Source organism: Pseudomonas sp. 58 R 12, assembly GCF_900005865.1.
Taxonomy (GTDB): Bacteria; Pseudomonadota; Gammaproteobacteria; order Pseudomonadales; family Pseudomonadaceae; genus Aquipseudomonas; species Aquipseudomonas tritici.
Map to the genome: position 1 here is coordinate 244,914 of NZ_CVTP01000019.1, position 23,568 is coordinate 268,481.

Below are 23,568 nucleotides of genomic sequence, written 5' to 3' on the forward strand. Positions count from 1 at the left end.
CTCGCTATACCTCTGCGGCCAGCTCCCACATTTGACCGCGTCGGTCTTTAGAGGCCTTTGAGGTCACGCTCTTCAATCGGCCGGCTCTGGCGCAGGCGCTTGCCGCCCAACACCACCCAGTCGATCAGGCGGAACAGGCATTCGATGCCAAACGACAACAGCATCGCCCCGCCCAACCCCCAGCCCATGGCTTCGGGAGTCAGCAGGATCTGGTAGCTGTAGCCATTCCAGGTTTCCTGGCGAATATCCGGGTCCGCCGCCACCGCCACTTGCAGGGCGCGGATGTACCAAGGCCCTTGCATCGCCTGGAACTGCTTATCCAACGCCACTTGGCGGTCAAGCATGGCGCCCAGGCTGTTGGCGTCGCTCTGGAACACAGGATCATCGCTGGCGCGGTAATGCGCCACCAACGCCTGCAAGTCACCGTTGAAGAACTGCCGCGCGGTGGTTTCGAACCCGCTCAGGCCCGTCTGGGCCTCGATCAGGTGAGCCTCGACGCGCTTGGCGTAGTCGTTGATAAACCCGGGCACTTGCACGCCGACCAACAGGCCGATGGCAAACAGCACCAACCGCAGATAACTGAGCAACATGGTCGATATCCTTACTCGGTGATGCCCTGGCTGACGCATTCACCGCGTCGCCACAGGCTCCATTGGCCCGGTTCGTAACGGGTCCAGTTTTCGTTGTCGGTCAAAGGCTCGGTGGCGATCACGGTGACGACATCATTGGGTGTGGTTTCGGCCTGAAAATCGACGATCACGTCGACATCTTTCAAGCGCGCCGGCCCAAAAGGTGCGCGGCGGGTAATCTGCGCCAATTTGGTCGAGCAGTAGCAAAACAGCCAGTCGCCATCGCTGAGCAGGCAGTTGAACACACCTTTGCTGCGGTACTCGGAACAGGCGGCAATCAGGTCCGGCAAGACTTTCTCAATCTCCACCGGCTCAGGAAAGGCTTCGCGCACGCGATTGAGCAAATCGCAGAACGCCGCTTCGCTGTCGGTATCGCCCACCGGGCGGTAGAACGTGGCGCGGGGATTGAAGTCTGCCAGCTGGCCGTTATGCGCGAAGCACCAGTTGCGCCCCCACAGTTCGCGCACGAACGGATGGGTATTGGCCAGGCTGACCTTGCCGACGTTGGCCTGGCGAATATGGCCAATCACCACTTCACTTTTGATCGGGTAACGCTGCACCAGCAACGCGACTTCCGACTCACTGCTCGCGGCCGGGTCCTGGAACAAGCGCAGGCCACGCCCTTCATAAAACGCAATGCCCCAACCGTCGCGGTGCGGGCCAGTGCGCCCACCGCGCTGCATCAGCCCGGTAAAGCTGAACACGATGTCGGTGGGGACGTTGGCACTCATGCCCAATAATTCACACATGCCAGGGCTCTCGCTACAACGTTAAAGGCGCGGTTCGACCCGCATACCGCTCACAGGCGCAGGACGGCGGAAAGGCACGTCATCGTCATCGCTTTCAGGTTCAGCGGCCAGTGCCGCATCGGCGGCGGCCTTGCGCTCACGGCGGGCGTTGGCGGCGCGCTCGATGGGCCAGCGGATCAATACGATCACGAGGTACACGCCAAAGGCGATCATGGTGTACATGAACAAATCGGAAATGGCCCGCCAGGCGTTGTTGCCGACCTTGAGCACCAGGTCCAGGGCGGTAATGGCCACGGCCGGCGCGAACTGGGTCTTGACCGGATCGACGATGGTCGGGCTGAACAGCAGCACCGCCATCAGCAGTTGCAACGGCTCGCGCAGCCAGCGCCAGATCCAGCGGGTCATGCGCCACCACACCAACAGGCAGCCCAAGGCAGCGAAGGCGTAAAGGCCCCAAGCGGTCAGATAGTCGTTCTCGGTCATGGTGTCCATGGCAAGGTTGGCAAACAGGCGGCTATGATAACGGCTTTTGCGTGTCGCGGCTGCAATGCCTGCCACCGTCTGCCAGATAGAGAATAATCCATGCCTATGTCGACACCCCCGATTGCCCGCAAGGCCCAAGGCCCAGATCCGTACGCCTGGCTGCAAACGCGTGACAGCGCTGAGGTGCTCGATTACCTCAAGGCCGAAAACGCCTGGCAGGAAGCCCAGCTCGCCGACCAGCAGGCGCTGCGCGAGAGCCTGTTCGAGGAGATCAAGGGGCGCATTCTTGAGACTGACCTGTCGCTGCCCTCGCCCTGGGGACTGTATCTGTACTACACCCGCACCACCGCCGGTGACGAATACGCCCGCCACTACCGCTGCCGCCGCCCGGACGACGACAGCAACCAAGTGGATGACAGCAGCGAAGAATTGCTGCTCGACCCGAACGTACTGGCCAATGGCGGCTTCTTCTCCCTTGGCGCGTTCAGCATCAGCCCCGACCACCAGCGCCTGGCCTACAGCCTCGATACCAGCGGTGAAGAGGTCTACACCCTGTACGTGAAGGAATTGGCCAGTGGCAAGGTCAGTGAACTGGAGTTCCAGGACTGCGACGGCAGCATGACCTGGGCCAATGACAGCCTGACCCTGTTCTTCGGCGAATTGGACGACACCCACCGTCCGCACAAGCTCTACCGCTATCGCCTGGATGGCACGGCGGCGCAGGAAGTGTTCCATGAGCCGGACGGGCGTTTCTTCCTGCATTGCTACCGCTCCAGCTCCGAGCGCCAGTTGCTGCTGGCGCTGGGCAGCAAGACCACCAGCGAAATCTGGGCGCTGGACGCCGACCAGCCGCAGCTGGACTTTACCTGCCTGGCGCCACGGGTCGAAGACCATGAATACGATGTCGACCACGGTCAGTTGAATGGCGCGTGGACCTGGTTTATCCGCAGCAACCGTGATGGCATCAACTACGCATTGTTCGTGGCGACCGACATTGGCGACGTGCCGACCGAGGCAGAGTGGCAAAACCTGATCCCCCACAGCGATGACGTCATGCTCGACGGCGTGAGCCTGAATGCCCGCGCCATGACCCTGAGCCTGCGCATAGGTGGGCTGCCCGTGATCGAAGTTCACCCGCAAGGCGTGCCAGCTTATCGAGTGGAATTGCCCGACGCCGCCTACAGCCTCTACGTTCAAAACAGCCTGGAATTTGTCAGCGATAAGATACGCCTGCGCTATGAGGCGCTTAACCGCCCGGCCCAGGTTCGCCAGCTGGAACTGGCCAACGGCGCACAGCAGGTGCTCAAGGAAACCCCGGTGCTTGGCGTGTTCAATGCCGACGATTACGTCAGCCAGCGCCTGTGGGCGACTTCGGCGGACGGCACACAGGTGCCGATCAGCCTGGTGGTCAAGCGCGACCAGTTGGGCAAGCCGGTGCCGCTGTACCTGTACGGCTATGGCGCCTACGGTTCGAGCCTCGACCCGTGGTTTTCCCACGCACGCCTGAGCCTGCTCGACCGTGGCGTGGCCTTCGCCATTGCGCATGTGCGCGGCGGCGGTGAGCTGGGCGAGGCCTGGTACCGCAATGGCAAGCAGGAGCACAAGCAGAACACCTTCAGCGACTTTATCGCCTGCGCCGAACACTTGATCGCCAAGGGCCTGACCACCTCCAAACAACTGGCGATCAGCGGCGGCAGTGCCGGCGGCCTGTTGATCGGCGCCGTGCTTAACCAGCGTCCGGCGCTGTTCCAGGCGGCGATTGCCGAAGTGCCTTTCGTCGACGTGCTTAACACCATGCTCGACCCGGAATTGCCGTTGACCATCACCGAGTACGACGAGTGGGGCAACCCGCAAGAGCCCGAGGTGTATGCGCGCATCAAGGCCTATGCGCCGTACGAAAACGTCAGCGCCCAAGCCTACCCGGCCATGCTGGTGATCGCCGGCTACAACGACAGTCGCGTGCAGTATTGGGAAGCGGCCAAGTGGGTGGCCAAGCTGCGCGACACCAAGACGGACGACAACCTGTTGCTGCTCAAGACCGAATTGGGCGCCGGCCATGGTGGCATGAGCGGTCGTTACCAGGGATTACGTGACGTAGCACTCGAATATGGCTTTGTGTTCAAGGCACTGGGGCTGGTTTAAGGAACTTAGGGCGGCGGTTCTGTCTGAACACAGGACCGCCCTACATGATTGATGGATCAATACTGCAGCCATGACACTACCCACGCTTCTCAACGACGAAATCCGCGACATGCTCATGGACTGCGGCCTGTTCGACCCGCTATTGCCGGAAGATTTTCATGTCGCCGCCGGCTACTTCAATATCAGCAGCATTGCCCGTGACGAAGCGATTTTCCTAGAGGGCGACGCCGGCACTTTCATGTGCATCATCCACAGCGGCCAGGTGGCGGTGCAAAAAACCAACAGCGACGGCCAACGCCTGACCATCGCTACCCTGCGCAGTGGCCGGGCCTTTGGTGAAATGGCGGTGCTTGATGGCGAGCGGCGCTCCGCCAGTTGCGTGGCGGCCAGTGACTGCGTGCTGCTCAACCTGGGCAAGGACGCCCTGGAAAAGATGCTCAACGAAACCCCCAGGGTTGCCGCCAAGATCATCCGCGCGATTGCCATCGCCCTGTCCAAGCGCCTGCGCATGGCCGATGGGCAATTGTTATCGCAGCAGTTTTAACCGCCGGGCGTCTTCGGTTTGCTGTCGTTTTGCTGCAGTCCAGGCACCGTCTGGTCCTTCGGCGGCGTCGGCAGCACGATAGGCGCCAAGGGCGGCGAGCCGTTGGTCTTGGGCACGGTCGGCGGGGTGACTTGCGGGTACAGCGTCGGCGTCGGGGTGCCCGGCGCACCTGGCGTAGGGGCCGGCGCGATCGGTACGGTTTGCAACTCTTGAGCCTGCGCTGTACCGGATGCGAGCGCGCTCAACACAATGACCGTTAGAATGCTGCACTTCATCGATGGCTCCATGGCCTGACCGGAATGTCACAAGGCTACTCCCAACCGCGCAAGAATGCCCTTCCCAATGAGATTTCCATGAAACGTTTCGTTCTGCTCGACACCACCCCGATCCCCGACAACGGCGGTGCCTTGTGCCTGTTCGAATACGGTGAAGATTTTGTCATCAAGATCCAGGGCGGTGACGGCGGCCAGTTGATGAACACACGTATGCACGGTTCCGAAGATGCCCTGGCGGAAATTCCCTGCCGCAAGGTCGCCGGGCGCCCGGATTCGCGGGTGTTGATCGGCGGGTTGGGCATGGGGTTTACCCTGGCTTCAGCCCTGAAGCACCTGGGCAAGACCGCCGAAGTGGTGGTTGCAGAGTTGGTGCCGGGCGTCGTGGAATGGAACCGTGGGCCGCTGGGAGAAAAATCCGGCCGCCCGCTACTGGACCCGCGCACAGTGATCCGTATGGAAGATGTGGCCAAGGTGCTGCAAGTCGAGCCCCAGGGCTTTGACGCGATCATGCTGGACGTCGACAACGGCCCCGAAGGCCTCACGCAAAAAGCCAACAGCTGGCTGTACTCCGCCGGTGGCCTGGCCGCCTGCGCCAAGGCCCTGCGCCCCAAAGGCGTGCTGGCCGTATGGTCGGCCAGCGCTGACAAGCTGTTCAGCGACAAACTGCGCAAGGCCGGTTTCAAGGCCGAGGAAGTGCAGGTGTTTGCCCATGGCAACAAGGGCACGCGGCACACCATCTGGATTGCGGAGAAGCTCAAGAGTTGAGCCGCGATTGTCAGGACACCAAAGATCCCACATTTTTGATCGGCGTCAGTTTTGGGAATTGCGGTAATCGATCACGTACGGCACTTTTTTGTCGACGGTTTTTTCCAGCTCATCCCGATCCAGTTTCGGCATGCCACCCAGCTGATGGGCGGTAAAACCGCTATCCCCGACCTGCGACCCCGGCGCCAGGCTGACCATCCGCTTAGCAACGGCCTCAATGGCGTCCTTGTAGCCGCCCTTCTTGTTCAGATTGAAGGCACTCAAGTCAATCTGCGTACGTAACCAGTTGCCCCAGTAAAACTCCAGGAACTCCGGTGCGATCTCCCCAGCGTCCGGCTTGCCATAGGCCGCCTTGCGGGTGAAATACACCAGGCTGCGGAAGGTGTCGTCCTGCAGGTTTTTGAAGCCCAGGTGCGCGGGCAACTGCTCGGGCGGCAGCGTCTGGCCCCTGTTGTCCTTGAGCCAGACTTTGCGCGCTGCTTCCATACGCTGCCAGAAGCTCGCCAAAGTCGGGCTGCTGCTAAAGTCGTCGGTCACCTTGACCCACATCTTCAACCGAGGGCCACCGCCGGGCACTTCCCATAAAGTGGTGAAGCTGTGGTGACCGTCGGTCAGGTACAGCTGGCCAGCGGGGCCGACCACCACGGTTTTCATGTCCTCGGGATGAGTGCCCACCGGGTCCTTGCAGGTGAAACTGGAGGGTTTGTGCAGTTCTGCGTCCTTGGGCACTTTGTCAGCTTCGCCTTGGCCGTTGGTTTCGCAGTACTCATCGAAGGCCTTGGCGGGTTTGTCGGCGAACAGCCCAAGGCTGTAATAGACCTGGTCGAAGCCCACCACGGCCTGGGTCGGGTGCAATTGTTCGAGTGCAACCTCGATCACTTGGCCGGGCTTTGGCGTGGAGAACGCTTGGGCCTGGGCAACCACCCCACACAGCAACAACGCAACAGTCCATGATTGCAGACGCATGATGTTCAGCTCCTTATCGATAAAGTGAAGCGGTCATTTACAACGCAAGCGGCTAGAATCAACCTTATCCGTGAACCACCCAATAGCCAGGAGCCATGATGAGCTCGACCAACCCGCCCTCCCACACCGCCAAGCTGGATCGTATCCTCGCCGATGCCCAGCGCGACCGGGAAATGGGCTATCGCGACAAAGCCTTGAAGATGTACCCCCACGTGTGCGGCCGCTGCGCCCGTGAGTTCGCCGGCAAACGCCTGAGTGAGCTGACCGTACACCACCGCAACCACAATCATGATGACAATCCCCAGGACGGTTCCAACTGGGAGTTGCTCTGCCTGTATTGCCACGACAACGAACACTCGCGCTACACCGACCAGCAGTACTTCGGCGAAGGCTCCACCAGCAGCCCGACGATTGCCAAGGCGACGCATAACCCGTTTGCGGCGTTGGCTGGCCTTATGAAGAAAGACGACTGAAGATCTTCTTTGCCTGGTCTGGCCTCTTCGCGAGCAAGCCCGCTCCCACATTTTGAAGGTGTTCACAAATCAAAATGTGGGAGCGGGCTTGCTCGCGAAGGCGATCGCCCAAGCAATGCATCACTTCCAGGCCGTATAATCGCCGTTTTCCTCCAAGGCACCCTTCCCCGTGGGCAATAAACGCTACAGCTGCATCGGTCTGTATAACCCCAAATCCCCCGAAAACGTCGGCTCGGTCATGCGTGCCGCCGGCTGCTACGGCGTGGCCTCGGTGTTCTACACCGGCGTGCGCTACGAGCGCGCCCGGGATTTCATTACCGACACCAAGAAAGTCCACCATGACATTCCGCTGATCGGCATTGATGACCTGAAAAAGATCCTGCCCCTGGGCTGCATCCCCGTCGCCGTGGAGCTGGTGGAAGGCGCTCGCCCGTTGCCTGAATACACCCACCCCGACCGCGCGTTGTACATCTTCGGACCGGAAGACGGCTCCCTCGACAAAGAGATCCGCGACTGGTGCGAAGACGTGGTCTACATCCCGACCACCGGCTGCATGAACCTCGCCGCCACCGTCAACGTGGTGCTCTACGATCGACTGGCCAAGGGCAACAACACCCGTTCGGGCCCCAAGTACTGATTTTTTCGGAACATCCGGCAAGTGCCAGCAGTCAGCTACATATCACTAGCCAACGTTGGAGACAGATCATGAGCGACAGCAAAACCTTGCGCCCTATCATCGAACACACCCCGTTTGAAACGCAGCCGCAGCAAAACGTGCACGGTTGGGAACGCATCGGCTCGGTGGCGGGTGGCGTGATGATGGTGGGCAAAGGCCTGCGCCGTGGCGGGATTTTCGGCTTGATCCAAGTGGCGATCGGCGGTGTGGCGCTGGCGCGTGGGTTCACCGGGCACAGTTCGCTCAAGGACAAACTTGCACAGGGCCGCCAGGAAATGAACACGGTACGTGCGAAGATCGAGCGGGCCGGGGAAGAGTTGCAGAACTTGAAGACCAAGGCGGAAGTGGCGGCTGAAAAAGCAACCAAGTAGTCCAGCCGAACTCGGTTAAATGTGGGAGCGGGCTTGCCCGCGATAGCAGTGTGTCAGGTTGCTGGTTCAGTAGCTGATAGACCGCTATCGCAGGCAAGCCAGCTCCCACAATGATTTGCGTCAACGCAATAATTTGCTGTCGAGCACCACTGAGGGCTCGCCAATAATGCTCTCAGCCAGCTTTACAAACTCCGCCGTGGTGATGCTGTCTGTCCGCATCACCGCCTGAGCCAGGTCATCCAGCGACCGTTTGTTGTGGGTCTTCACCCGAATCTCGCGATCCAACTCCTGCAACACCACCACCGCCCGTGCCACCGTCGCGCCGCTGGCGTGCTCGCCGCGCAGGCTGGTCACGTCCTTGCCTTCCTTCGCCAGGCGCGCCTGGATGGCCTCATACCGCTCATCAGTAATGCCTCCGGCTCGGCGCAGCAGTTCAATTGCGTAATACTCGCCCAAACCCTCGCTGACCCAGTCACTGGTGTCGTGATCGTTGAAGCGCCCAATCGCCTGCACCACTTCACGGATCAACGCGCTGCTGCCGTTTTCGCCGACCAGCGGCGTGCGGCTATTGAGGTAGATCGAGTCGCGTGCCGCAAACGCACCACGGCGCATCGGGTCACTGGCGCCCACCACCAGCAGCTTGGCCGGATGACGCGGGAACGCTGCTTCCACCTGCGGCCAGACAAAAGTCAGCAACGTCAGCACATCCATGCGCCGCATGGCCTGGCCCTTGGGCGAGGCCACGGTGACTTCCGTCTCGCCCAGGCGTACGCGACGGCTGCCGAGGGTACCGGCGAGCATCCAGCCGGTGGGCCGGTCGAACAGGCGGGAGACGTTATCAATGCGGAATTTGTTCTTGCCGATACGCGGCCATACGGTCTCGACGCTTTTCCAGCCTGCCGGCAGTTCGAACACCAGCCGGGAGACCAACTCGACACCGTCTTGCTGGTCGAGCCGCGCCGGGGGCACTAGGTCTTCGCCGCGAAACAGCGCCCAGCTCGGCGTCATGCGCGCTTCATAGATGCCGGGCTTGCGCGCGTGGGTGAGGCGCACGCGGTAGGTCAGGCTGGCCTTGTTGGCGCTGGGTTGCCACAGGCCACGGTGCTCAGTGATGCTCCACTGGCCATCGGCCTTGAAGTCGCTGTAGTCACCGTCGTGGCCGAGGTCAAAGTTCAGGCTGCGCACCGCCGAGCCCTGTGACAGGTTTACGCGCACCTCGGCCTGATCGCTCTGGGGCAGGAGTTTGACGTGATAATCCAAGTCGATTTTCTTCGCGCTCCACGCTGGCATGCTCAGTGCCAGCAGTACCAGGCTCACCCCCAGCCGCCCCCCCTTCATACACACTCCTTTTTAGCCCGCACGGAAAATCAGGTAATCCTCCCAGTCGTCCTCGGGCACGCTGCCTTCGCTGAGCATGCGCCCGGACTGGGAAATGCGTTCTTGGTGCACAGCATCACGGTCGCCGCAGACCAAGTGGTGCCACAGTGGCAGGTCCTTGCGTTCGCTGACCAGACGATAGCCGCAGGTCGGCGGCAGCCATTTGAACTGATCCGCCTGGCCGGGGGTGAGCTGGATGCAGTCCGGCACCGACGCACGGCGGTTGGGGTAGTCGGTGCACTGGCAGGTGTTCAGGTCCAGCAGTTTACAGGCGATACGCGTGTAATAGACGCTGTTGTCGTCTTCGTCCTCGAGCTTCTGCAGGCAGCACAGGCCACAGCCGTCGCACAACGACTCCCACTCCTCCTGGTCGAGGTGTTCAAGGGTTTTGCGTATCCAGAAAGGTTCGACTTTGGCGGCCATGGCTCTACATCAGTATCGGTAGGTGAAAAGGCCGCCAGTCTAGTGCCCACGGCCCCTGGGGCCAAGCGCTTACGACTGGCGGTGTAACACCACTTGTCAGTCTAGTGGGCGCGCAGTAACTTTGAACGCCGAATTGACGATCAGGAACTGCTCCATGACACGTGTTGCCGACTATCCGATCCATAACCAGTTCACCGACCGCTGGTCACCCCGCGCCTTCACCGGCGAAACCATCTCCCAGGAAACCCTGCTGAGTTTCTTTGAAGCCGCACGCTGGGCGCCGTCCGCCTACAACTCACAGCCATGGCGTTTTCTTTACGCGCGCCGCGACACGCCGGACTGGGAGCGTTTCCTGGGTTTGCTGAATGAATTCAACCGTGGCTGGGCGCAACACGCGTCGGCCCTGGTGATCATCGCGTCGAAAACCGAATTCACCGCCCCGGGCGCCACCGAAGAAACCCCGGCGCTGTGGCACACCTTCGACACGGGTTCGGCCTGGGGCCACCTGGCGTTGCAAGCCAGCCTCAGCGGCTGGCACACCCACGGCATGGCCGGCTTCGATCAGGAGCTGACCCGCAAAGAGCTGAAGATTCCAGACGGTTATGCGCTGCATGCAGCCGTGGCGATTGGCAAGCTGGGTGACAAGTCGACCTTGCCGGAATACCTGCAAGGCCGTGAAGTGCCAAGCCCGCGCCGGCCGTTGAGCGAGCTGGTGTCGGAAGGTGATTTCAGCCTCTAAACCTGGCCGAGATCCCCTGTGGGAGCGTTGTGTCAGTAACCGCGGTCGAAATCCACTTCGCCGCGCAGCGCTTCCTTGGCCTGGTACGCGCGCAGGTTCTGTAGGAACAACTCCACCATCAATTGCGGCGAAGTCGGCGCCGAGCTATGGCCCGTCAACAACAACCCCCAGGCGGTCCAGAACGGATGACGCTGCGGCAGCGGCTCCTGACGGCAGACATCGATGACTGCGCCCGCCAAATGCCCTTCCTTCAAGGCCTCGACCAAGTCAGCATCCACCACCGCCACACCGCGCCCGACGTTGATAAACAACCCCGTCGGCTTGAATTGCTTGAACAGCGCTGCGTCGTACACATCATGGGTGTTCGGCGTGTTGGGCAGCAGGTTGATCACGTAGTCCACCTCCCCCACCAGCCGGCCCAGTTGGTCGAGCCCAGCCACTTCGAGAAACGGTGCCTGCTCACGCGCTTCGCTTGCGATGCCATACAGCTTCACGCCAAACGGCACGAGGAACCCGGCAACGCTCTGGCCGATATCGCCGGTGCCGACGATCAACGCCTTGCGCCCCGCCAGGCTCTGGCCCAAGCGGTTGTCCCACTTGCGCTCGACCTGGCTGACCAGGCGCGCCAACACTTCGCGCTCGTGGCCGAGCATATAGGTGAGGACAAATTCAGCCATGACCTGGCCAAAGATGCCGACCGCGCGGGTCAGGCGGTAGTCGCGCGGCAAGCCTTCAGCCAGCAGCGGCGTAATGCCAGCCCAGGTCGACTGCAGCCATTGCGGGTGATGGCCCTGGCGCAACAACGTCGCCAGCAGGTCGGGCTGGCCCAGCCATACCGGGCAATCAGCGGCCAGGCGCGACAGTTCGGCGGAGTCGCCGCTGGTCAGCACCTCAAGGTCCGGGGCCAGGTCACCCAGCAATCGGGCGTAGAGCGGGTGATCCTGTTCAGCAATCAGAACACGCATGGTTCAAACCTTTCAAAAACAATACGGACGGCCGCCCGCATCCTTACGGCCACCGCCCACTTATACGATTCCATTGAAGACTGTGCCCTGAACAGGGCACTCACCCATCACATCGGGTCGTTACGGCGCAGCAGCTCTTCGGGCAAGTGTTCGATGTACTCGTCCTCGGCCGGCGGCATTTGCAGGTGGTAGCCCTGCTTGTCGAGGTTTTCCAGGACCACGGCGATGTCCTCACGGGACAGTTTGCGCTCCGGCGTCAGCACCATGTCAAACGCGTGATGCGCCTTGCCGAAGGCTTCCATCAAGGGTTCAGGCACGCGCTCCAAGGCATCACTTTTCAGCACGTAGAGATACATCCCGTCTTTTTTCTTGCTGCGATAGATGGAGCAAATACGTTTCAAGGCTGTTCTCCGGCAGTGGCCAGGCTGTCGAGCAGCGCCTGGCCCATCAACTCGCGGCGCCAGCCACGCAGCGAGTCTGGCAATTTATAAGGCCCATCGGGATAGCCACTTTTGACCAGGGCCTCGAGGGTTTTCTTGCGCAGCATCAATTCCGGTGCCATGTCCAGGCGCTCGGCGAACGTTTGGCCCAAGGCGCGCAGTTGCTTGATCAACGCCGCGGCATCCACCGGCAAAGGCTCGGCAACGGCGGGTGGCCATTGGTCCATCGGCACGCTGCCGGCACGTTTGATCAGGTCGAGCAGGAACTGGCCGTCCTGACGCACGGTGCGCGGGTGCATGTCTTCGATCTTGCCCAGGGCGGCGAGGTTATCCGGCTGGGATTTGGCCAGGGGCCACAACGAGTGTTCGCGGATGATGCGGTTGCGCGGCAGGTCACGGGCGCGGGCTTGCTGCTCGCGCCAGGCACACAGCTCACGCAGCACGGCGAGTTGGGCACGTGAGAGTTTCCACGCCAGCTTGGCGTCGCGGTACACCTCGTACGGGTCGACTTCGCGGCGCAGGTTGGCGACCAATTCGGCACCGTCGTCCAACACCCAGGCGTATTTATCGTCGGACAGCTGCGGACGCAGGCGGATGTACACCTCGGCCAAGTGCAGCGCGTCTTCGGCGGCGTAGCTGATCTGCGTCTCGGACAACGGTCGCTGCAGCCAGTCCGAACGTGTCTCGCCCTTGGGCAGTTCGATATCCAGCACGGCTTGCACCAGGCGCGAATAGCCCATGGAGAAGCCAAGATTCAGATAAGCGGCAGCCAATTGGGTATCGAACAACGGCACCGGCAGGCTGCCGGTCAGGCGCAGCAACACTTCCAAGTCTTCGCTGCAAGCGTGCACCACCTTGATCACCGCCGGGTTTTCCAGCAGGGCGGCCAACGGTTGCCAGTTGTCGATGGTCAGGGGGTCGATCAGGTAAGCGCGCACGCCATCACCGATCTGGATCAGCCCGGCAATGGGATAAAAGGTGTCGACCCGCATGAATTCGGTGTCGAGGGCGACGAATGGCAACTGCTGCCATTCGGCGCAATGCTGGCCGAGGCTATCGTTGTCGCAGATCCAGTGAATATCGATGGCCACACGGCTCTCCCTTGAAGAATGGCGCGCAGTATATATCGCGAAAGGGACTTGCGAGCATCCGCAGTGCAGAGGCGACCATGAAAACTCATACAAGACTTGAAGAATAGTCCGACAGGCGGGACTTATCCTCTCTTACGCAGTACGTAGACCCGCCACAGGCTTGAGCCTGGCATGAATTCCTGATGATTCAGGACCTTGAAGCCGGCCTGCCGAAACTCGTCCTCTACGGCGGTACGAGAATTGACAGAAACGATCACCGTGTCGCGGCTGACCCGGTGAAATTCGCGCAGTAACGCCAAGCGCCCTTCGCTGCTGGGGACATGGCGAAACAACTCCAGGCAGAAAATGCAATCCACTGCATTCGCCGACAAACCGATGGAAAAAGCCGAGCCCTGAAACGTCTTGACTCGCTTGAGCAAGGACGCCGGGTGGTGACTGCGTGCGTGGTCGAGCATGTCCTGGGAATTGTCCGATGCCAGGATCACCCGGTTGACGTGTTCGGCCAACACCGGCCAGAAACGCCCGGAACCGCAGGCCAGATCGAGCACCAGCCCCGGTTCACCGGCGACTTTCAACGCCTGGCGCACCAGCCACTCGTCGCGCCACGACGCCAGGCGCCGCCGCAGTCCCGGCGGGCGCGTATCGCCGCAGACCCGAGCGTGCTCACGGTCACAGCGCTCGGCGTATTCGATCTCGATGGAGGATGGTGGTGACGGCATCGCGGGCTCATGTCAGTAGAACGGTAGTGAACGACCTTGATTGGCAGCTTAAACAGCAGAACGTGAAAAAAAGGTCGAAGCCACCACTGCCCTGTCACCGGCTCACGCCTGATGCAAATACCAGCGCCAATCCTGCTCCCCTACCTCGCCCATGAACTGGCGATACTCAGCGCGTTTTACCGCCAGGTACACGCCGAGGAATTCACTGCCAAATGCCTCCCGCGCCCAGCGTGAACCTTCCAGTGCGCGCAGCGTGGTAAGCCAGTCGGTCGGCAGCAGTTCCTTGGCCTGGGCGTAACCGTTGCCTTCCACCGGAGCGCCGGGGTCGCGCTGTTCACGGATGCCACGGTGAATGCCGGCCAGGATGGCGGCAGCCGCCAGGTAAGGGTTGGCGTCGGCGCCGCAGATGCGGTGTTCGATATGCCGGGAGTTGGCCGGCCCGCCAGGCACGCGCAGGCTGACGGTGCGGTTGTCCACGCCCCAGGTGGCGGCCAGCGGCGCGTAGCTGTTGGTTTGGAAGCGACGGTAAGAGTTGGCATTGGGGCAGAACAGCAACAGCGAATCGAGCAAGGTGCTGAGCATGCCACCCACCGCCTGGCGCAGCAGCGGCGTGCCGTCAGTGGCTTCGCTGGCGAACAGGTTATTGCCCGCGGCGTCCGCCAGGCTCACGTGCATGTGCATGCCAGTGCCGGCCAGGTCATCGAACGGCTTGGCCATAAAGCAGGCGGTCATCCCGTGTTTGTGCGCCACGCCCTTCACCAGCCGTTTATAGCGCACCGCTTCATCCATGGCTTGCAGGGCGTCGGTACGGTGTTCCAGGGTGATTTCCACCTGGCCGGGGGCGTATTCGGAAATCGCCGTGCGCGCCGGGATGCCTTGCAGTTTGCAGGCACTGTAGAGGTCGGCGAGGAACGGCTCGATCTGTTCCAGCTCGCGCAGGCCGTAGACCTGGGTCGAACGCGGGCGCCCGCCATCCACATCCCGTGCCGGTTGTGGCCGGCCATTGCTGTCGGGTTTCTGGTCGAGCAGGTAAAACTCCAACTCCGCCGCCATCACCGGGTAATAACCATCGGCCTTGAGCCCGTCGATCACTTTGGCCAGCAAATGCCGGGGATCCGCCACGGTGGCGGGCAGACCTTCGGTGGGGTGCATGCTGACCTGCACCGCCGCCGTCGGGATCAGCCGCCACGGCATGCGTTGCAAACTGCCGCTGATCGGGTAGGCGCGGCAGTCGATATCGCCCACCTCCCACACCAGCCCAGAGTTTTCCACGTCGTCGCCATTGATGGTCAGGCCCAGGATAGTGCTGGGCAAGGGCCGGCCGCTCTCGTACACCGCCAGCAGTTCATCGCGGTGCAGCAACTTGCCGCGTGGCACCCCATTGTTGTCGAGGATAAACAGCTCGAACAGTTCGATGTCTGGGTTGTGTTCGAGGTAAGACTGGGCTTCGTTCAGGCAGGCAAAAACACTCATGGGCATTCTCATACGTGTGTGTAAAGCAGACGCGCAGGTGCACGCCATCCAAGGGATGGATCAACGTAGGAATGAAGTATCTGGTGGGCGTGCGTGACGGCAGTGGAACAGGGCCCAGAACGCGAGATCGGACGGCAGTGTCGCGGGGTGGGTGTCGAGAGAGCCGTCCATGCAGGGATCACAGTGCTGAAGATAGCGGCCAGCCTCACACGCCTGCATAGGTGGGTAAATCCAGGGTTGATGGAGTTTGGTTGCGACTTGGCTAAACATTCGCAGCGCCTTGCCACCCCGCCCAACGCTGGAAATAATGACCGCCCAAGACCATGCCCCAAGGACTCGACCGCATGAAAGCTCTTTTTGCCCTGTGTGTATTAAGCGTGGCCACCAGCGTCCTGGCCGACGCCGCCCCTTCGCGCCTGGACCAGGTGCTCCAACGCGGCACGCTCAGCGTCTGCACCACCGGCGACTACAAGCCCTACACCTCCCTGCGCGCCGATGGCAGCTACGAAGGCATCGACATCGCCATGGCCGAGTCCCTGGCCAAGAGCCTCAACGCCAACATCCAGTGGGTGCCCACCACTTGGAAAACCCTGATGCCGGACTTCCTCGCCCAACGCTGCGACATTGCCGTGGGCGGCATTTCAGTGTCGCTGGAGCGCCAGAAAAAAGCCTTCTTCAGCCAGGCCCTCGGCGTCGACGGAAAGATCCCGCTGGTGCGCTGCGCCGATGTGCAGCGTTACCAGACCGTCGAGCAGATCAACCAACCGCAGGTCCGCGTGATCGAGCCCGCCGGCGGCACCAACGAAGTATTCGCCCGCGCCCACTTGGGCCAGGCGCAAATCCGCTTGCATGACAACGTGACCATCTTCGACGAACTGCTGGCGGGCAAGGCCGACGTGATGATCACCGACGCCAGCGAAGCGCGTTACCAGCAAAAGCTCAAGCCAGGGCTGTGCGCGGTCAACCCTGAGCGGCAGATGCAGTACAGCGAAAAAGCCTTCATGCTGCCCCGCGATGATGTGGCGTGGAAAAGCTATGTCGACCAATGGTTGCACCTGAGCGTGGCCACCGGGGTGTATGACGGCATCGTCAGTCAATGGCTGGCGGCGCCCTGAGCTACGCTCTTGTCACATCAATAAGAACGAGGGATGGGTTATGACGCGATTGCTTCGAATCACCTGGCTGCTGCTGTTGTGTTTCAGCCAGGTGCATGCCGCGACGGCTCAGGATGAGGATGCGCAGGCGGCCAAGGCGCTGCTGGAGAAAGCCGTGGCCTACTACCAGAGCAACGGCGACAAGGCCTTTGCCGCGTTCAGTCGCCAGGGGGAGTTTATTGAGCAGGATCGCTATGTGTTCGTGGTCGATACCCAGGGCGTGCTGCTGGCCAGTGGCGGGCCCTCCTCCGCCTTGATCGGCCGCGATGTATCCGAAGTACTGGGACCGGATCTGCGCCAGTCATTTAAAGACGCGCTGAAGGTGCCGGAAGGCCAGGGCATCCAGCAGGCCGATTACCGCTGGCAGAACTGGAACGATGGCAAGGTCGAGCACAAGCACGTGTTCTACCAGCGCGTGGGCGAACGCATCCTGGCGGTGGGTTATTACTTGCCACGGGCCACACCGGAACAGGCGCGGGCCCTGCGCAACAAGGCGGTGAACGCATTGCTCAAGGATGAGTCGGGCACGCTCAAGGCGATCAACTCCTTGCAAGGCGGCTTCTTGCAGGATGACCTCTACGTGTTTGTCGTCGACCTCAATACCCGACGCTACGTGGCCCACGGCACCACCCTGCGGCTGATCAACACCGACTTCGGCAAGATCAAGGACCCCGACGGCAAGCCGGTGGGCGAACCGATCCTCAAGCTGATGGCCGAGCAGGACCAGGGCGAATACAAATACCGCTGGAAAAACCCGGTGACCGGCAAGGTCGAGAACAAGCATGCGTATGTGCGCAAGGCCGGGCATTTCATGGTGGCGGTGGGTTACTACAGCCCCTGAAGCTGGAGCGCGGTCAAAACTGTGGGAGCGGGCTTGCTCGCGAATGCGGTGTGTCAGTTACAGATGCTTCAACTGAACCACCGCATTCGCGAGCAAGCCCGCTCCCACAGTTTGATCTTCACAGGGTCAGTTAGCGCGCTTTGTCTTCGCGGCCGCGCAGCACCCGGTTGGGCATCGCAATCGCCGCCGCCAAGCCCAACAACGACACCGCCGCACTCACCATCAGCAAATGCCGGAACGTCACCGCCAATTCCCCGCGCAAGGCGTCCTGCGCCGGGCCGGGTGCGGCGTTGAGGCCGTCAAGCAACACGTTACCGGAGCTGCCTTCAACGGCCAGCGCGCCGCTGGCCAGGTGGGCGAAGCTGGAATCCTGCAACAGCGCCAGCAACAGCGCCGACATACACGCCACCCCCACTGCCCCGCCGAGGGAACGGAACAGGTTGGTGGTGCTGGTGGCGACGCCGATATCGCGTTGTTCCACCGAGTTCTGCGTGCCCACCAGCGAGGTGGGAAATTGCATGCCGGCCGCGATCCCGCACAGCAGCATAAACACGGCTGTCAGCCACACCGCCTGAGGCGCGCTCAAGGCCATGCCGAAAATCGCAAAGGGGCTCAACAGCGCGCCGCTGAGGATCATCGGTTTATAACGCCCGGTCACCGAGGTCATGCGCCCGGCAAAATAGGCGCCCATCGGCAAACCCATTGCCAGCGGCAGCAGGTGCAAGGCCGCGCTGTCGGCACCCGAGCCGGTCACCGTCTGATAACGCAGCGGCATCAGCACCGTCAGGGAAATCGCCTGGAAGCTGGTGAAGAAAATCGTGCACCAGCACAACACCGCGCTGCGGTTGGCGAACAAATGCATCGGCAACAACGGCTCCCGCGCACGGCGTTCGTGCCAGACAAACAGGCTCAACGCCAGCAGCGCACACGCCAGCAGGCCCAGCACTTCATTGTCACGCCAATGATGGCCCTGGCCGATTTCGGTGATGCCCAGCAGCAACGCCGTCAGGCCGACGATCATCAGCACGGTGCCGAGGTAATCGATGATCGGCTTGCGCTGCGGCACCGGCAGCCCCACCAGGGTGCGGTGGGCCACGTACCAGGCGCCGGCGCCCAATGGCAGGTTGATCAAAAATACCCAGCGCCACGACAAGTACTCGGTCATGTAGCCGCCGAGCACCGGCCCGGCCACGCTGGCCACCGCGTACATACTGCTGAAATAGCCTTGGTAGCGTCCGCGTTCACGGGGCGGGATGATGTCGCCAATGATCGCCTGGCTCACCGAAATCATGCCGCCGGCGCCGATGCCCTGGAGGATCCGCGCCAGCACCAGTTGCTCCATGCTTTGCGCCATGCCGCAGAACAGCGAGGCCAGGGTGAACAGGCCCATGCCGATCAGCATCATCGGCCGGCGCCCATACAGGTCGCCGAGCTTGCCGTAGATCGGCACGGCCACAGTCATCGCCACCATGTAGCCGGAAATCACCCAAGCCAGCAGGTTGACGTCGTGGAACTGCGCGGAGATGGCGGGCATCGACACGGCGACAATGGTCTGGTCCAGTGCACCCAGGAAGATCGCCATCATCAGTGAGGCGAGGATACTGCGCACAGCGGGAAGCGGCGGAGCGGGCTGATTGAGGTGCGTCACGGCAAGACCTTCGAGCAGAGCCCGCGGGAAAGTCGGCCCGCGGGAATGCTCGATACGATAGCAGGCTATTCGATAGCTTCGTAAGGAAGTCCGACGTAATTTTCTGCGATGGTTTTGCGCCCCGCCTCGGAGTGGATGAAGTACTCAAGCTCACTCTCAGCAATGCGCTGGCTGAAACCGTCCGCCTCGGGAAATTGATGCAACATCGAGGTCATCCACCAGGAAAACCGCTCAGCCTTCCACACCCGCCGCAGGCAGATGGCGGAATAGCGTTCCAGCAAATCCACGCGCCCCTCGCCGTAGACCTTGAGCAGAATCCGATACAGGGTGCTCACGTCACTCGCCGCCAGGTTCAAGCCCTTGGCGCCGGTGGGCGGCACGATATGCGCCGCGTCGCCCAGCAGGAACAGGCGGCCGTACTGCATCGGTTCCACCACGAAACTGCGCAGCGGCGCGATGCTTTTTTCGATCGACGGACCGGTCACCAGGTTCTCGGCGAGGTGGCTGGGCAGGCGGGTTTTCAGCTCGTCCCAGAAACGTGCGTCAGGCCATTCATCAATAGGTTCTTCCAGCGGCACTTGCAGGTAATAGCGGCTGCGGGTCGACGAACGCATGCTGCACAAGGCAAAGCCGCGCGCGTGCTTGGCGTAGACCAGCTCAGCGTGCACGGGCGGTGTGTCGGCCAGGATACCCAACCAGCCGAAGGGGTAGACCCGTTCGAAGACCTTGAGCGATTCGGCCGGGATCGATTGGCGCGCAACGCCGTGGTAGCCGTCGCAACCGGCAATGTAGTCACACTCCAGGCGAAACGCCTCACCCTGGTGCTCAAACGTCAGCCAGGGTCGATCACTTTTAAGGCCGTGGGGCTGCACGTTATGGGCTTCATAAAACGTGGTGGCGCCAGCGGCGGCACGCGCGGCCATCAGGTCGCGGGTGACTTCGGTCTGGCCGTAGATCATCACCGACTGGCCGCCGGTCAAGCCCTTGAGGTCGATATGGGTGAGCTGGCCGTTCAGCGCCAGCTCGAATCCGTCATGCACCAGGCCTTCGCTGTCCATTCGCTGGCTGACGCCGGCCTGCCTCAACAGGTCGACCATGCCTTGCTCCAGCACCCCGGCACGAATGCGCCCTTGCACGTAATCGGCGCTCTGGCGCTCTAGGATAAGGGTCTCGATACCCACATTGTGCAGCAGTTGACCGAGCAGCAGTCCAGAGGGACCGGCGCCGATGATGGCGACTTGGGTTTTCAGCGTTTTCATTATTTTTATGGCCCGCAAATTCCACCCGAACAGACAGGGTGAAAGAGTTGTCATTGGTCTTGTTGCTGACATTTTTCACTTGAGCGAGCAGCATAAGAAGGTGAAAACTGAGCCAAAGCCTGCGCTTTTTGCCAATTGGGGCGATTACCGCACCACTGTCCTGAGTATCGGATTGAAACCATGACCAAAACCGCGATTCCGGTCTTCAAGCTTTACGGGGAAGACCAGCAATGGCCGACCCCCGATTTGTTGCACTGTGAAACCATTTCCCGGCGCAGTCGGGAATACCAGTGGGAAATCCAGCCCCACCGGCACGCGGATCTGTGCCAGTTGCTCTACGTGCACAAAGGCCAGGCACAATTGGAAATCGAAGGCCAGCGCACCACGCTGAACGAAGCGACCCTGCAGGTATTGCCGCCGTTGTGTGTGCACGGGTTTCGCTTTCCCGAGGATGTTGAAGGCTATGTCGTGACGCTGGCAGCGCCACTGGTCAGCCATCTGCAAGCACAGCTGGGCGCAACGGTAGACGGATTGCAGGCATTGGGCAGTTACCCGGCAGGCAAAGACAGTGATTATCTGAACAGTCAGTTCGCCCGCCTGCAGGTTGAATACGCCGACGATCAACCGGCGCGGGACATGATGCTGCATGCGCTGGTCAGCGTGCTGCTGGTGTGGATCAGCCGCCAGGCCATCCAGCATCGCCACCCTCGGGCGCCCAGGGGGCGTGAATACTTCCGGCGCTTTACCCAGCTGGTCGAGCAGCATTACCGCGAACACCCGAAGATCGAGGACCTGGCCCACAAGCTCGGGATCTCGGTCTCACACTTGAACGGAACATGTCGAGAGTTGGGCGGGCAGCCTGCGCTGCAGATCATGCATGACCGGCAATTGCTGGAAGCCAAGCGTTTGCTGACTTACACCAGCATGACCATTAATGAAATGTCGGAGGTGTTGGGTTTTTCCGACCCGACCAACTTCTCACGGCTGTTTCGCCGACGGGTCGGGTTTTCGCCCAAGGCGTTTCGTGAACAACTTAAAGCCGAGGCACCACATAGCTGAATGTAGGAGCGGGCTTTTGTGGGAGCGGGCTTGCTCGCGAATGCGCTGGGTCAGCTACATATCTGCAAACTGATCCACCGCATTCGCGAGCAAGCCCGCTCCCACATTTGGATATTCAGCGCGTCATCCTTATCGCAGAGCACTGAAACTGCCGGTACGCGGAACGCATTGATCCTGATGGCAACTGATCGCAAAGGTCGGCTGCATGCGCGTTTGCTCGACACGGTAGGCGGCAGTCCCGTACAGCGCGCTGGCGAGTGCGCACAGGCTGAAAATCATCAGGTACTTTCTGGTTTTAATACTCATGGCACAGACCTCTGAGCGGATCTACACGGTGCTCTCCAAAGCATAGGTCAACGCGCGCGAGTTGCCATTATCGGGCGACATTCAACACGTTTATGTCGACCTAGAGACCCGCATCCCATGCGGGCTCTTCCGGGAACCGCAGCACCAGGAAATCCAACAGGCTGCGCAGCGCCGATGGCATGTGCTTGCGCGAGGCGTATACCGCGTAAATGTTCATCCGGCGAGGCTCGGCATCGGGCAGCAGGCGCACCAGTTCACCGCGACGGATGTAGTCGCCGGCCTGGTAACTGGGCAGCATCGACACCCCTGCCCCGGCCAGCGTCACGCGCAACAAAGTGCTGGCCTCGTTGGAAGTGATATTGCCGTTGATGGGCACCGAGACGTGCTCGCCACGCTCTTCGAAATGCCACAGGCTTTTACCGAAATAAGAGTGGGTGAGGCAGTTGTGCCCGGCCAGGTCTTCGACTTTCTGCGGGGCCGGATGCTCCAGCAGATAAGCCGGCGTGGCGCAGACCACTGAGCGACACACCGTAAGCCGCCGGGCGATAAGGTTGGGGTCCAGGTCATTGCTGGTGCGGATGGCCAGGTCGATACGCTCATCCACCAGGTTCACCGTGCGGTCGAGCATCTGCAGGTCAACCGTCACCAGCGGGTAGCGCTTGACGTACTCGGCGATGGCCTGCGCCAATTGCGCCTGGCCGAAAGACGTACTGACACTCAGGCGCAGCAGGCCACGGGGCGCGTCGTCGGGCTCGCTGACGGCGGCCTGCATATCGCCGCACAGTTCCAGCATTTGCCGACAGCGCGGCAGGGTTTCACTGCCGGCCGCCGTAAGGCTGAGCTTGCGCGTGGTGCGGTGCAGCAAACGTGCGCCGACCCAGTCTTCCAGCTCGGCCAGGTAGCGTGACACCACCGGCCGCGACAGGTCCAGATGGTCGGCGGCGGCAGACTGGCTACCCAGGTCCACCACCGTGACAAACACGCGCATTGCTTGAAGACGATCCATGATTTGCCCGATTTTAGAAACAAACTATGTCCCAGCATCGCATTTTTAGTCTGGTTTTGTGCAACTAAGCTCTGTGCGTCCCCTACCCATGCTGGAGCTGCCCGATGTTCTCAACCTTCAAGCGCCTGACCCTGGCCACCGCCGCCCTGGCCTTCGCCGCACATGCGGCTGCCGCCGACCTGACGCTGGACGTGTACAACCCTGGCGAAGCCGCGATCTTCCCGGTCAGCTCGGTGCTGGTCAGCGGCGCCAAGGACGCCATCCTGGTGGACGCTCAATTCGGCAAGGGCCAGGCCGAGCAGTTGGTGCAAAAGATCCGCGCCAGCGGCAAACACCTCACCACCATCTACATCAGCCATGGCGACCCGGACTACTACTTCGGCCTCGATACCCTCACCGCCGCGTTCCCCGACGCCAAGGTGCTGGCAGCGCAACCGGTGGTCGACCATATCAAGGCGACTGTTGCCGGCAAACTTGAGTTCTGGGGCCCGAAAATGGGCGCCGACAAGCCGGCCAAAACCATCGTGCCGCAGGTGCTTGAAGGCCACAGCTTGAGCCTCGAAGGCCAACAACTGGATGTCATCGGCCTGGATGGCCCGCAGCCGGATCGCAGCTTTGTGTGGATCCCGTCGATCAAGGCCGTGGTCGGTGGTGTGGTCGTCGCTGAAAACATCCACCTGTGGATGGCCGACACCCAGAGCGCGCAATCCCACAAAGATTGGCTCGCCACTTTGCAACGCATCGAACAGCTCAAACCTCGCACCGTGGTTCCAGGCCACTACCTGGGCACACCGTCGCTGAAATCGGTGGCCTTTACCGCCAACTACATCAAGGCCTTTGACGCCGAGACCGCCAAGGCCAAGGATTCCGCTGCCCTGATCGCGGCCATGAAAAAACGTTACCCGACCCTCGCCGACGAAAGCTCGCTGGAACTGAGCGCCAAAGTCGCCAAGGGCGAAATGAAGTGGTGAAGCGTTTCAAACCTTAACCGTACT

The 23,568-nt window shown here is 61.4% G+C and carries 27 protein-coding genes; 11 read left to right on the forward strand and 16 right to left on the reverse strand.

Annotated elements, in window-relative coordinates:
- Nucleotides 1-47: 47 nt before the first annotated feature.
- The 3 genes from BFP95_RS16745 to BFP95_RS16755 are packed head-to-tail and all read right to left on the reverse strand — an operon-like array spanning nucleotide 48 to nucleotide 1,936.
- Nucleotides 48-590 (reverse strand): DUF2937 family protein, encoded by a 543-nt coding sequence (locus BFP95_RS16745; RefSeq protein WP_049709451.1) that lies wholly within the window; start codon nucleotides 588-590, stop codon nucleotides 48-50.
- Nucleotides 591-601: 11 nt separating this feature from the next.
- Nucleotides 602-1,378 carry a class II glutamine amidotransferase gene (locus tag BFP95_RS16750; RefSeq protein WP_065874817.1) on the reverse strand — a complete coding sequence of 259 codons (777 nt, stop codon included), beginning with the start codon at nucleotides 1,376-1,378 and terminating at the stop codon, nucleotides 602-604.
- Nucleotides 1,379-1,399: 21 nt separating this feature from the next.
- Nucleotides 1,400-1,936 carry an MFS transporter gene (locus BFP95_RS16755; RefSeq protein ID WP_065882151.1) on the reverse strand — a complete coding sequence of 179 codons (537 nt, stop codon included), beginning with the start codon at nucleotides 1,934-1,936 and terminating at the stop codon, nucleotides 1,400-1,402.
- Nucleotides 1,937-1,960: 24 nt separating this feature from the next.
- On the opposite strand from BFP95_RS16755, the gene BFP95_RS16760 reads away from it, so the two are divergent.
- Together BFP95_RS16760 and BFP95_RS16765 are read left to right on the forward strand one after the other, a co-directional pair.
- Nucleotides 1,961-4,003, forward strand: coding sequence for a S9 family peptidase (locus BFP95_RS16760; protein WP_065910454.1), 2,043 nt, complete (start codon nucleotides 1,961-1,963; stop codon nucleotides 4,001-4,003).
- Nucleotides 4,004-4,073: 70 nt separating this feature from the next.
- Nucleotides 4,074-4,547 carry a cyclic nucleotide-binding domain-containing protein gene (locus tag BFP95_RS16765; protein WP_049709454.1) on the forward strand — a complete coding sequence of 158 codons (474 nt, stop codon included), beginning with the start codon at nucleotides 4,074-4,076 and terminating at the stop codon, nucleotides 4,545-4,547.
- Here BFP95_RS16765 and BFP95_RS16770 read toward each other — a convergent pair.
- A complete protein-coding gene (locus BFP95_RS16770; protein WP_065910455.1) occupies nucleotides 4,544-4,822 on the reverse strand; it encodes a hypothetical protein in 279 nt (92 codons plus the stop codon). The genes BFP95_RS16765 and BFP95_RS16770 overlap by 4 nt on opposite strands.
- A 78-nt stretch (nucleotides 4,823-4,900) precedes the next feature.
- Here BFP95_RS16770 and BFP95_RS16775 point away from each other — a divergent pair, with 78 nt between their 5' ends.
- Nucleotides 4,901-5,587 (forward strand): spermidine synthase, encoded by a 687-nt coding sequence (locus BFP95_RS16775; protein WP_065874813.1) that lies wholly within the window; start codon nucleotides 4,901-4,903, stop codon nucleotides 5,585-5,587.
- A 45-nt stretch (nucleotides 5,588-5,632) separates the two neighbouring features.
- Here the strand turns inward: BFP95_RS16775 and BFP95_RS16780 are convergent, their stop codons facing one another.
- Nucleotides 5,633-6,553, reverse strand: coding sequence for a ParB/Srx family N-terminal domain-containing protein (locus BFP95_RS16780; RefSeq protein ID WP_065910456.1), 921 nt, complete (start codon nucleotides 6,551-6,553; stop codon nucleotides 5,633-5,635).
- Nucleotides 6,554-6,651: 98 nt separating this feature from the next.
- Here BFP95_RS16780 and BFP95_RS16785 point away from each other — a divergent pair, with 98 nt between their 5' ends.
- The 3 genes from BFP95_RS16785 to BFP95_RS16795 all read left to right on the forward strand — a co-directional run bounded on the left by BFP95_RS16785 (nucleotide 6,652) and on the right by BFP95_RS16795 (nucleotide 8,073).
- On the forward strand, nucleotides 6,652-7,026 hold the full coding sequence (locus tag BFP95_RS16785) for a YajD family HNH nuclease (protein ID WP_003210675.1): 375 nt from the start codon (nucleotides 6,652-6,654) through the stop codon (nucleotides 7,024-7,026).
- Between the two features lie 169 nt (nucleotides 7,027-7,195).
- Complete coding sequence (locus BFP95_RS16790; protein ID WP_003189607.1) at nucleotides 7,196-7,663, forward strand: RNA methyltransferase; 468 nt, start codon at nucleotides 7,196-7,198, stop codon at nucleotides 7,661-7,663.
- Between the two features lie 68 nt (nucleotides 7,664-7,731).
- A complete protein-coding gene (locus BFP95_RS16795) occupies nucleotides 7,732-8,073 on the forward strand; it encodes a YgaP family membrane protein (RefSeq protein ID WP_065882142.1) in 342 nt (113 codons plus the stop codon).
- A gap of 120 nt (nucleotides 8,074-8,193) precedes the next feature.
- Here the strand turns inward: BFP95_RS16795 and BFP95_RS16800 are convergent, their stop codons facing one another.
- Together BFP95_RS16800 and BFP95_RS16805 are read right to left on the reverse strand one after the other, a co-directional pair.
- On the reverse strand, nucleotides 8,194-9,411 hold the full coding sequence (locus tag BFP95_RS16800; protein ID WP_065882141.1) for a hypothetical protein: 1,218 nt from the start codon (nucleotides 9,409-9,411) through the stop codon (nucleotides 8,194-8,196).
- Nucleotides 9,412-9,423: 12 nt separating this feature from the next.
- The gene (locus BFP95_RS16805) at nucleotides 9,424-9,873 is read right to left on the reverse strand and encodes a YcgN family cysteine cluster protein (RefSeq protein ID WP_065874809.1); all 450 of its coding nucleotides are present in this window, start codon (nucleotides 9,871-9,873) and stop codon (nucleotides 9,424-9,426) included.
- 154 nt (nucleotides 9,874-10,027) lie between these two features.
- Here BFP95_RS16805 and BFP95_RS16810 point away from each other — a divergent pair, with 154 nt between their 5' ends.
- Entirely contained in the window at nucleotides 10,028-10,612 is a 585-nt protein-coding gene (locus tag BFP95_RS16810; protein WP_065882139.1) for a nitroreductase family protein, read from the forward strand.
- Between the two features lie 32 nt (nucleotides 10,613-10,644).
- Here BFP95_RS16810 and BFP95_RS16815 read toward each other — a convergent pair whose 3' ends face one another.
- The 5 genes from BFP95_RS16815 to BFP95_RS16835 form a co-directional block, all read right to left on the reverse strand.
- Nucleotides 10,645-11,577 carry a D-2-hydroxyacid dehydrogenase gene (locus tag BFP95_RS16815; RefSeq protein ID WP_065910457.1) on the reverse strand — a complete coding sequence of 311 codons (933 nt, stop codon included), beginning with the start codon at nucleotides 11,575-11,577 and terminating at the stop codon, nucleotides 10,645-10,647.
- A gap of 107 nt (nucleotides 11,578-11,684) precedes the next feature.
- Nucleotides 11,685-11,978 carry a YcgL domain-containing protein gene (locus tag BFP95_RS16820; RefSeq protein ID WP_003189597.1) on the reverse strand — a complete coding sequence of 98 codons (294 nt, stop codon included), beginning with the start codon at nucleotides 11,976-11,978 and terminating at the stop codon, nucleotides 11,685-11,687.
- Nucleotides 11,975-13,108 carry a ribonuclease D gene (gene rnd, locus BFP95_RS16825; protein ID WP_049709462.1) on the reverse strand — a complete coding sequence of 378 codons (1,134 nt, stop codon included), beginning with the start codon at nucleotides 13,106-13,108 and terminating at the stop codon, nucleotides 11,975-11,977. The genes BFP95_RS16820 and rnd overlap by 4 nt, the downstream gene beginning before the upstream one ends.
- A 122-nt stretch (nucleotides 13,109-13,230) precedes the next feature.
- Complete coding sequence (locus BFP95_RS16830; protein ID WP_065882137.1) at nucleotides 13,231-13,827, reverse strand: class I SAM-dependent methyltransferase; 597 nt, start codon at nucleotides 13,825-13,827, stop codon at nucleotides 13,231-13,233.
- A 102-nt stretch (nucleotides 13,828-13,929) separates the two neighbouring features.
- A complete protein-coding gene (locus tag BFP95_RS16835; protein ID WP_065882134.1) occupies nucleotides 13,930-15,300 on the reverse strand; it encodes a glutamine synthetase family protein in 1,371 nt (456 codons plus the stop codon).
- A gap of 344 nt (nucleotides 15,301-15,644) precedes the next feature.
- Here BFP95_RS16835 and BFP95_RS16840 point away from each other — a divergent pair, with 344 nt between their 5' ends.
- Nucleotides 15,645-16,415 (forward strand): transporter substrate-binding domain-containing protein, encoded by a 771-nt coding sequence (locus BFP95_RS16840; protein ID WP_065874803.1) that lies wholly within the window; start codon nucleotides 15,645-15,647, stop codon nucleotides 16,413-16,415.
- Between the two features lie 40 nt (nucleotides 16,416-16,455).
- Nucleotides 16,456-17,295, forward strand: coding sequence for a cache domain-containing protein (locus BFP95_RS16845; protein ID WP_065882132.1), 840 nt, complete (start codon nucleotides 16,456-16,458; stop codon nucleotides 17,293-17,295).
- A 130-nt stretch (nucleotides 17,296-17,425) separates the two neighbouring features.
- On the opposite strand, the gene BFP95_RS16850 is transcribed toward BFP95_RS16845, so the two are convergent.
- Both BFP95_RS16850 and pobA read right to left on the reverse strand, forming a co-directional pair.
- Nucleotides 17,426-18,943 (reverse strand): MDR family MFS transporter, encoded by a 1,518-nt coding sequence (locus tag BFP95_RS16850; protein WP_065874801.1) that lies wholly within the window; start codon nucleotides 18,941-18,943, stop codon nucleotides 17,426-17,428.
- Nucleotides 18,944-19,008: 65 nt separating this feature from the next.
- Nucleotides 19,009-20,193 carry a 4-hydroxybenzoate 3-monooxygenase gene (pobA, locus tag BFP95_RS16855; RefSeq protein ID WP_175405785.1) on the reverse strand — a complete coding sequence of 395 codons (1,185 nt, stop codon included), beginning with the start codon at nucleotides 20,191-20,193 and terminating at the stop codon, nucleotides 19,009-19,011.
- A gap of 189 nt (nucleotides 20,194-20,382) precedes the next feature.
- Between pobA and BFP95_RS16860 the strand changes: the two genes are divergently transcribed.
- A complete protein-coding gene (locus tag BFP95_RS16860) occupies nucleotides 20,383-21,261 on the forward strand; it encodes a helix-turn-helix domain-containing protein (RefSeq protein WP_065874799.1) in 879 nt (292 codons plus the stop codon).
- A 129-nt stretch (nucleotides 21,262-21,390) separates the two neighbouring features.
- On the opposite strand, the gene BFP95_RS29810 is transcribed toward BFP95_RS16860, so the two are convergent.
- Nucleotides 21,391-21,567, reverse strand: a complete 177-nt coding sequence (locus BFP95_RS29810) for a hypothetical protein (protein ID WP_165448105.1) — start codon at nucleotides 21,565-21,567, stop codon at nucleotides 21,391-21,393.
- Nucleotides 21,568-21,667: 100 nt separating this feature from the next.
- Nucleotides 21,668-22,573, reverse strand: coding sequence for a LysR family transcriptional regulator (locus BFP95_RS16865; protein WP_065874798.1), 906 nt, complete (start codon nucleotides 22,571-22,573; stop codon nucleotides 21,668-21,670).
- Nucleotides 22,574-22,677: 104 nt separating this feature from the next.
- On the opposite strand from BFP95_RS16865, the gene BFP95_RS16870 reads away from it, so the two are divergent.
- Nucleotides 22,678-23,544 carry an MBL fold metallo-hydrolase gene (locus tag BFP95_RS16870; protein ID WP_065890375.1) on the forward strand — a complete coding sequence of 289 codons (867 nt, stop codon included), beginning with the start codon at nucleotides 22,678-22,680 and terminating at the stop codon, nucleotides 23,542-23,544.
- Nucleotides 23,545-23,568 lie beyond the last annotated feature (24 nt).

Excerpts from the sequence above, each read along its gene's own strand:
- BFP95_RS16800 (WP_065882141.1), bottom strand. The coding sequence starts at position 9,411 with ATGAAGGGGGGGCGGCTGGGGGTGAGCCTGGTACTGCTGGCACTGAGC.
- BFP95_RS16750 (WP_065874817.1), bottom strand. The coding sequence starts at position 1,378 with ATGTGTGAATTATTGGGCATGAGTGCCAACGTCCCCACCGACATCGTG.
- BFP95_RS16775 (WP_065874813.1), top strand. The coding sequence starts at position 4,901 with ATGAAACGTTTCGTTCTGCTCGACACCACCCCGATCCCCGACAACGGC.
- BFP95_RS16760 (WP_065910454.1), top strand. The coding sequence starts at position 1,961 with ATGCCTATGTCGACACCCCCGATTGCCCGCAAGGCCCAAGGCCCAGAT.
- BFP95_RS16835 (WP_065882134.1), bottom strand. The coding sequence starts at position 15,300 with ATGAGTGTTTTTGCCTGCCTGAACGAAGCCCAGTCTTACCTCGAACAC.
- BFP95_RS16770 (WP_065910455.1), bottom strand. The coding sequence starts at position 4,822 with ATGAAGTGCAGCATTCTAACGGTCATTGTGTTGAGCGCGCTCGCATCC.
- BFP95_RS16785 (WP_003210675.1), top strand. The coding sequence starts at position 6,652 with ATGAGCTCGACCAACCCGCCCTCCCACACCGCCAAGCTGGATCGTATC.
- BFP95_RS16830 (WP_065882137.1), bottom strand. The coding sequence starts at position 13,827 with ATGCCGTCACCACCATCCTCCATCGAGATCGAATACGCCGAGCGCTGT.
- BFP95_RS16765 (WP_049709454.1), top strand. The coding sequence starts at position 4,074 with ATGACACTACCCACGCTTCTCAACGACGAAATCCGCGACATGCTCATG.
- BFP95_RS16780 (WP_065910456.1), bottom strand. The coding sequence starts at position 6,553 with ATGCGTCTGCAATCATGGACTGTTGCGTTGTTGCTGTGTGGGGTGGTT.
- BFP95_RS16745 (WP_049709451.1), bottom strand. The coding sequence starts at position 590 with ATGTTGCTCAGTTATCTGCGGTTGGTGCTGTTTGCCATCGGCCTGTTG.
- BFP95_RS16860 (WP_065874799.1), top strand. The coding sequence starts at position 20,383 with ATGACCAAAACCGCGATTCCGGTCTTCAAGCTTTACGGGGAAGACCAG.
- BFP95_RS16870 (WP_065890375.1), top strand. The coding sequence starts at position 22,678 with ATGTTCTCAACCTTCAAGCGCCTGACCCTGGCCACCGCCGCCCTGGCC.
- BFP95_RS16805 (WP_065874809.1), bottom strand. The coding sequence starts at position 9,873 with ATGGCCGCCAAAGTCGAACCTTTCTGGATACGCAAAACCCTTGAACAC.
- BFP95_RS16865 (WP_065874798.1), bottom strand. The coding sequence starts at position 22,573 with ATGGATCGTCTTCAAGCAATGCGCGTGTTTGTCACGGTGGTGGACCTG.
- BFP95_RS16815 (WP_065910457.1), bottom strand. The coding sequence starts at position 11,577 with ATGCGTGTTCTGATTGCTGAACAGGATCACCCGCTCTACGCCCGATTG.
- BFP95_RS16795 (WP_065882142.1), top strand. The coding sequence starts at position 7,732 with ATGAGCGACAGCAAAACCTTGCGCCCTATCATCGAACACACCCCGTTT.
- BFP95_RS16840 (WP_065874803.1), top strand. The coding sequence starts at position 15,645 with ATGAAAGCTCTTTTTGCCCTGTGTGTATTAAGCGTGGCCACCAGCGTC.
- BFP95_RS16845 (WP_065882132.1), top strand. The coding sequence starts at position 16,456 with ATGACGCGATTGCTTCGAATCACCTGGCTGCTGCTGTTGTGTTTCAGC.
- BFP95_RS16810 (WP_065882139.1), top strand. The coding sequence starts at position 10,028 with ATGACACGTGTTGCCGACTATCCGATCCATAACCAGTTCACCGACCGC.
- BFP95_RS29810 (WP_165448105.1), bottom strand. The coding sequence starts at position 21,567 with ATGAGTATTAAAACCAGAAAGTACCTGATGATTTTCAGCCTGTGCGCA.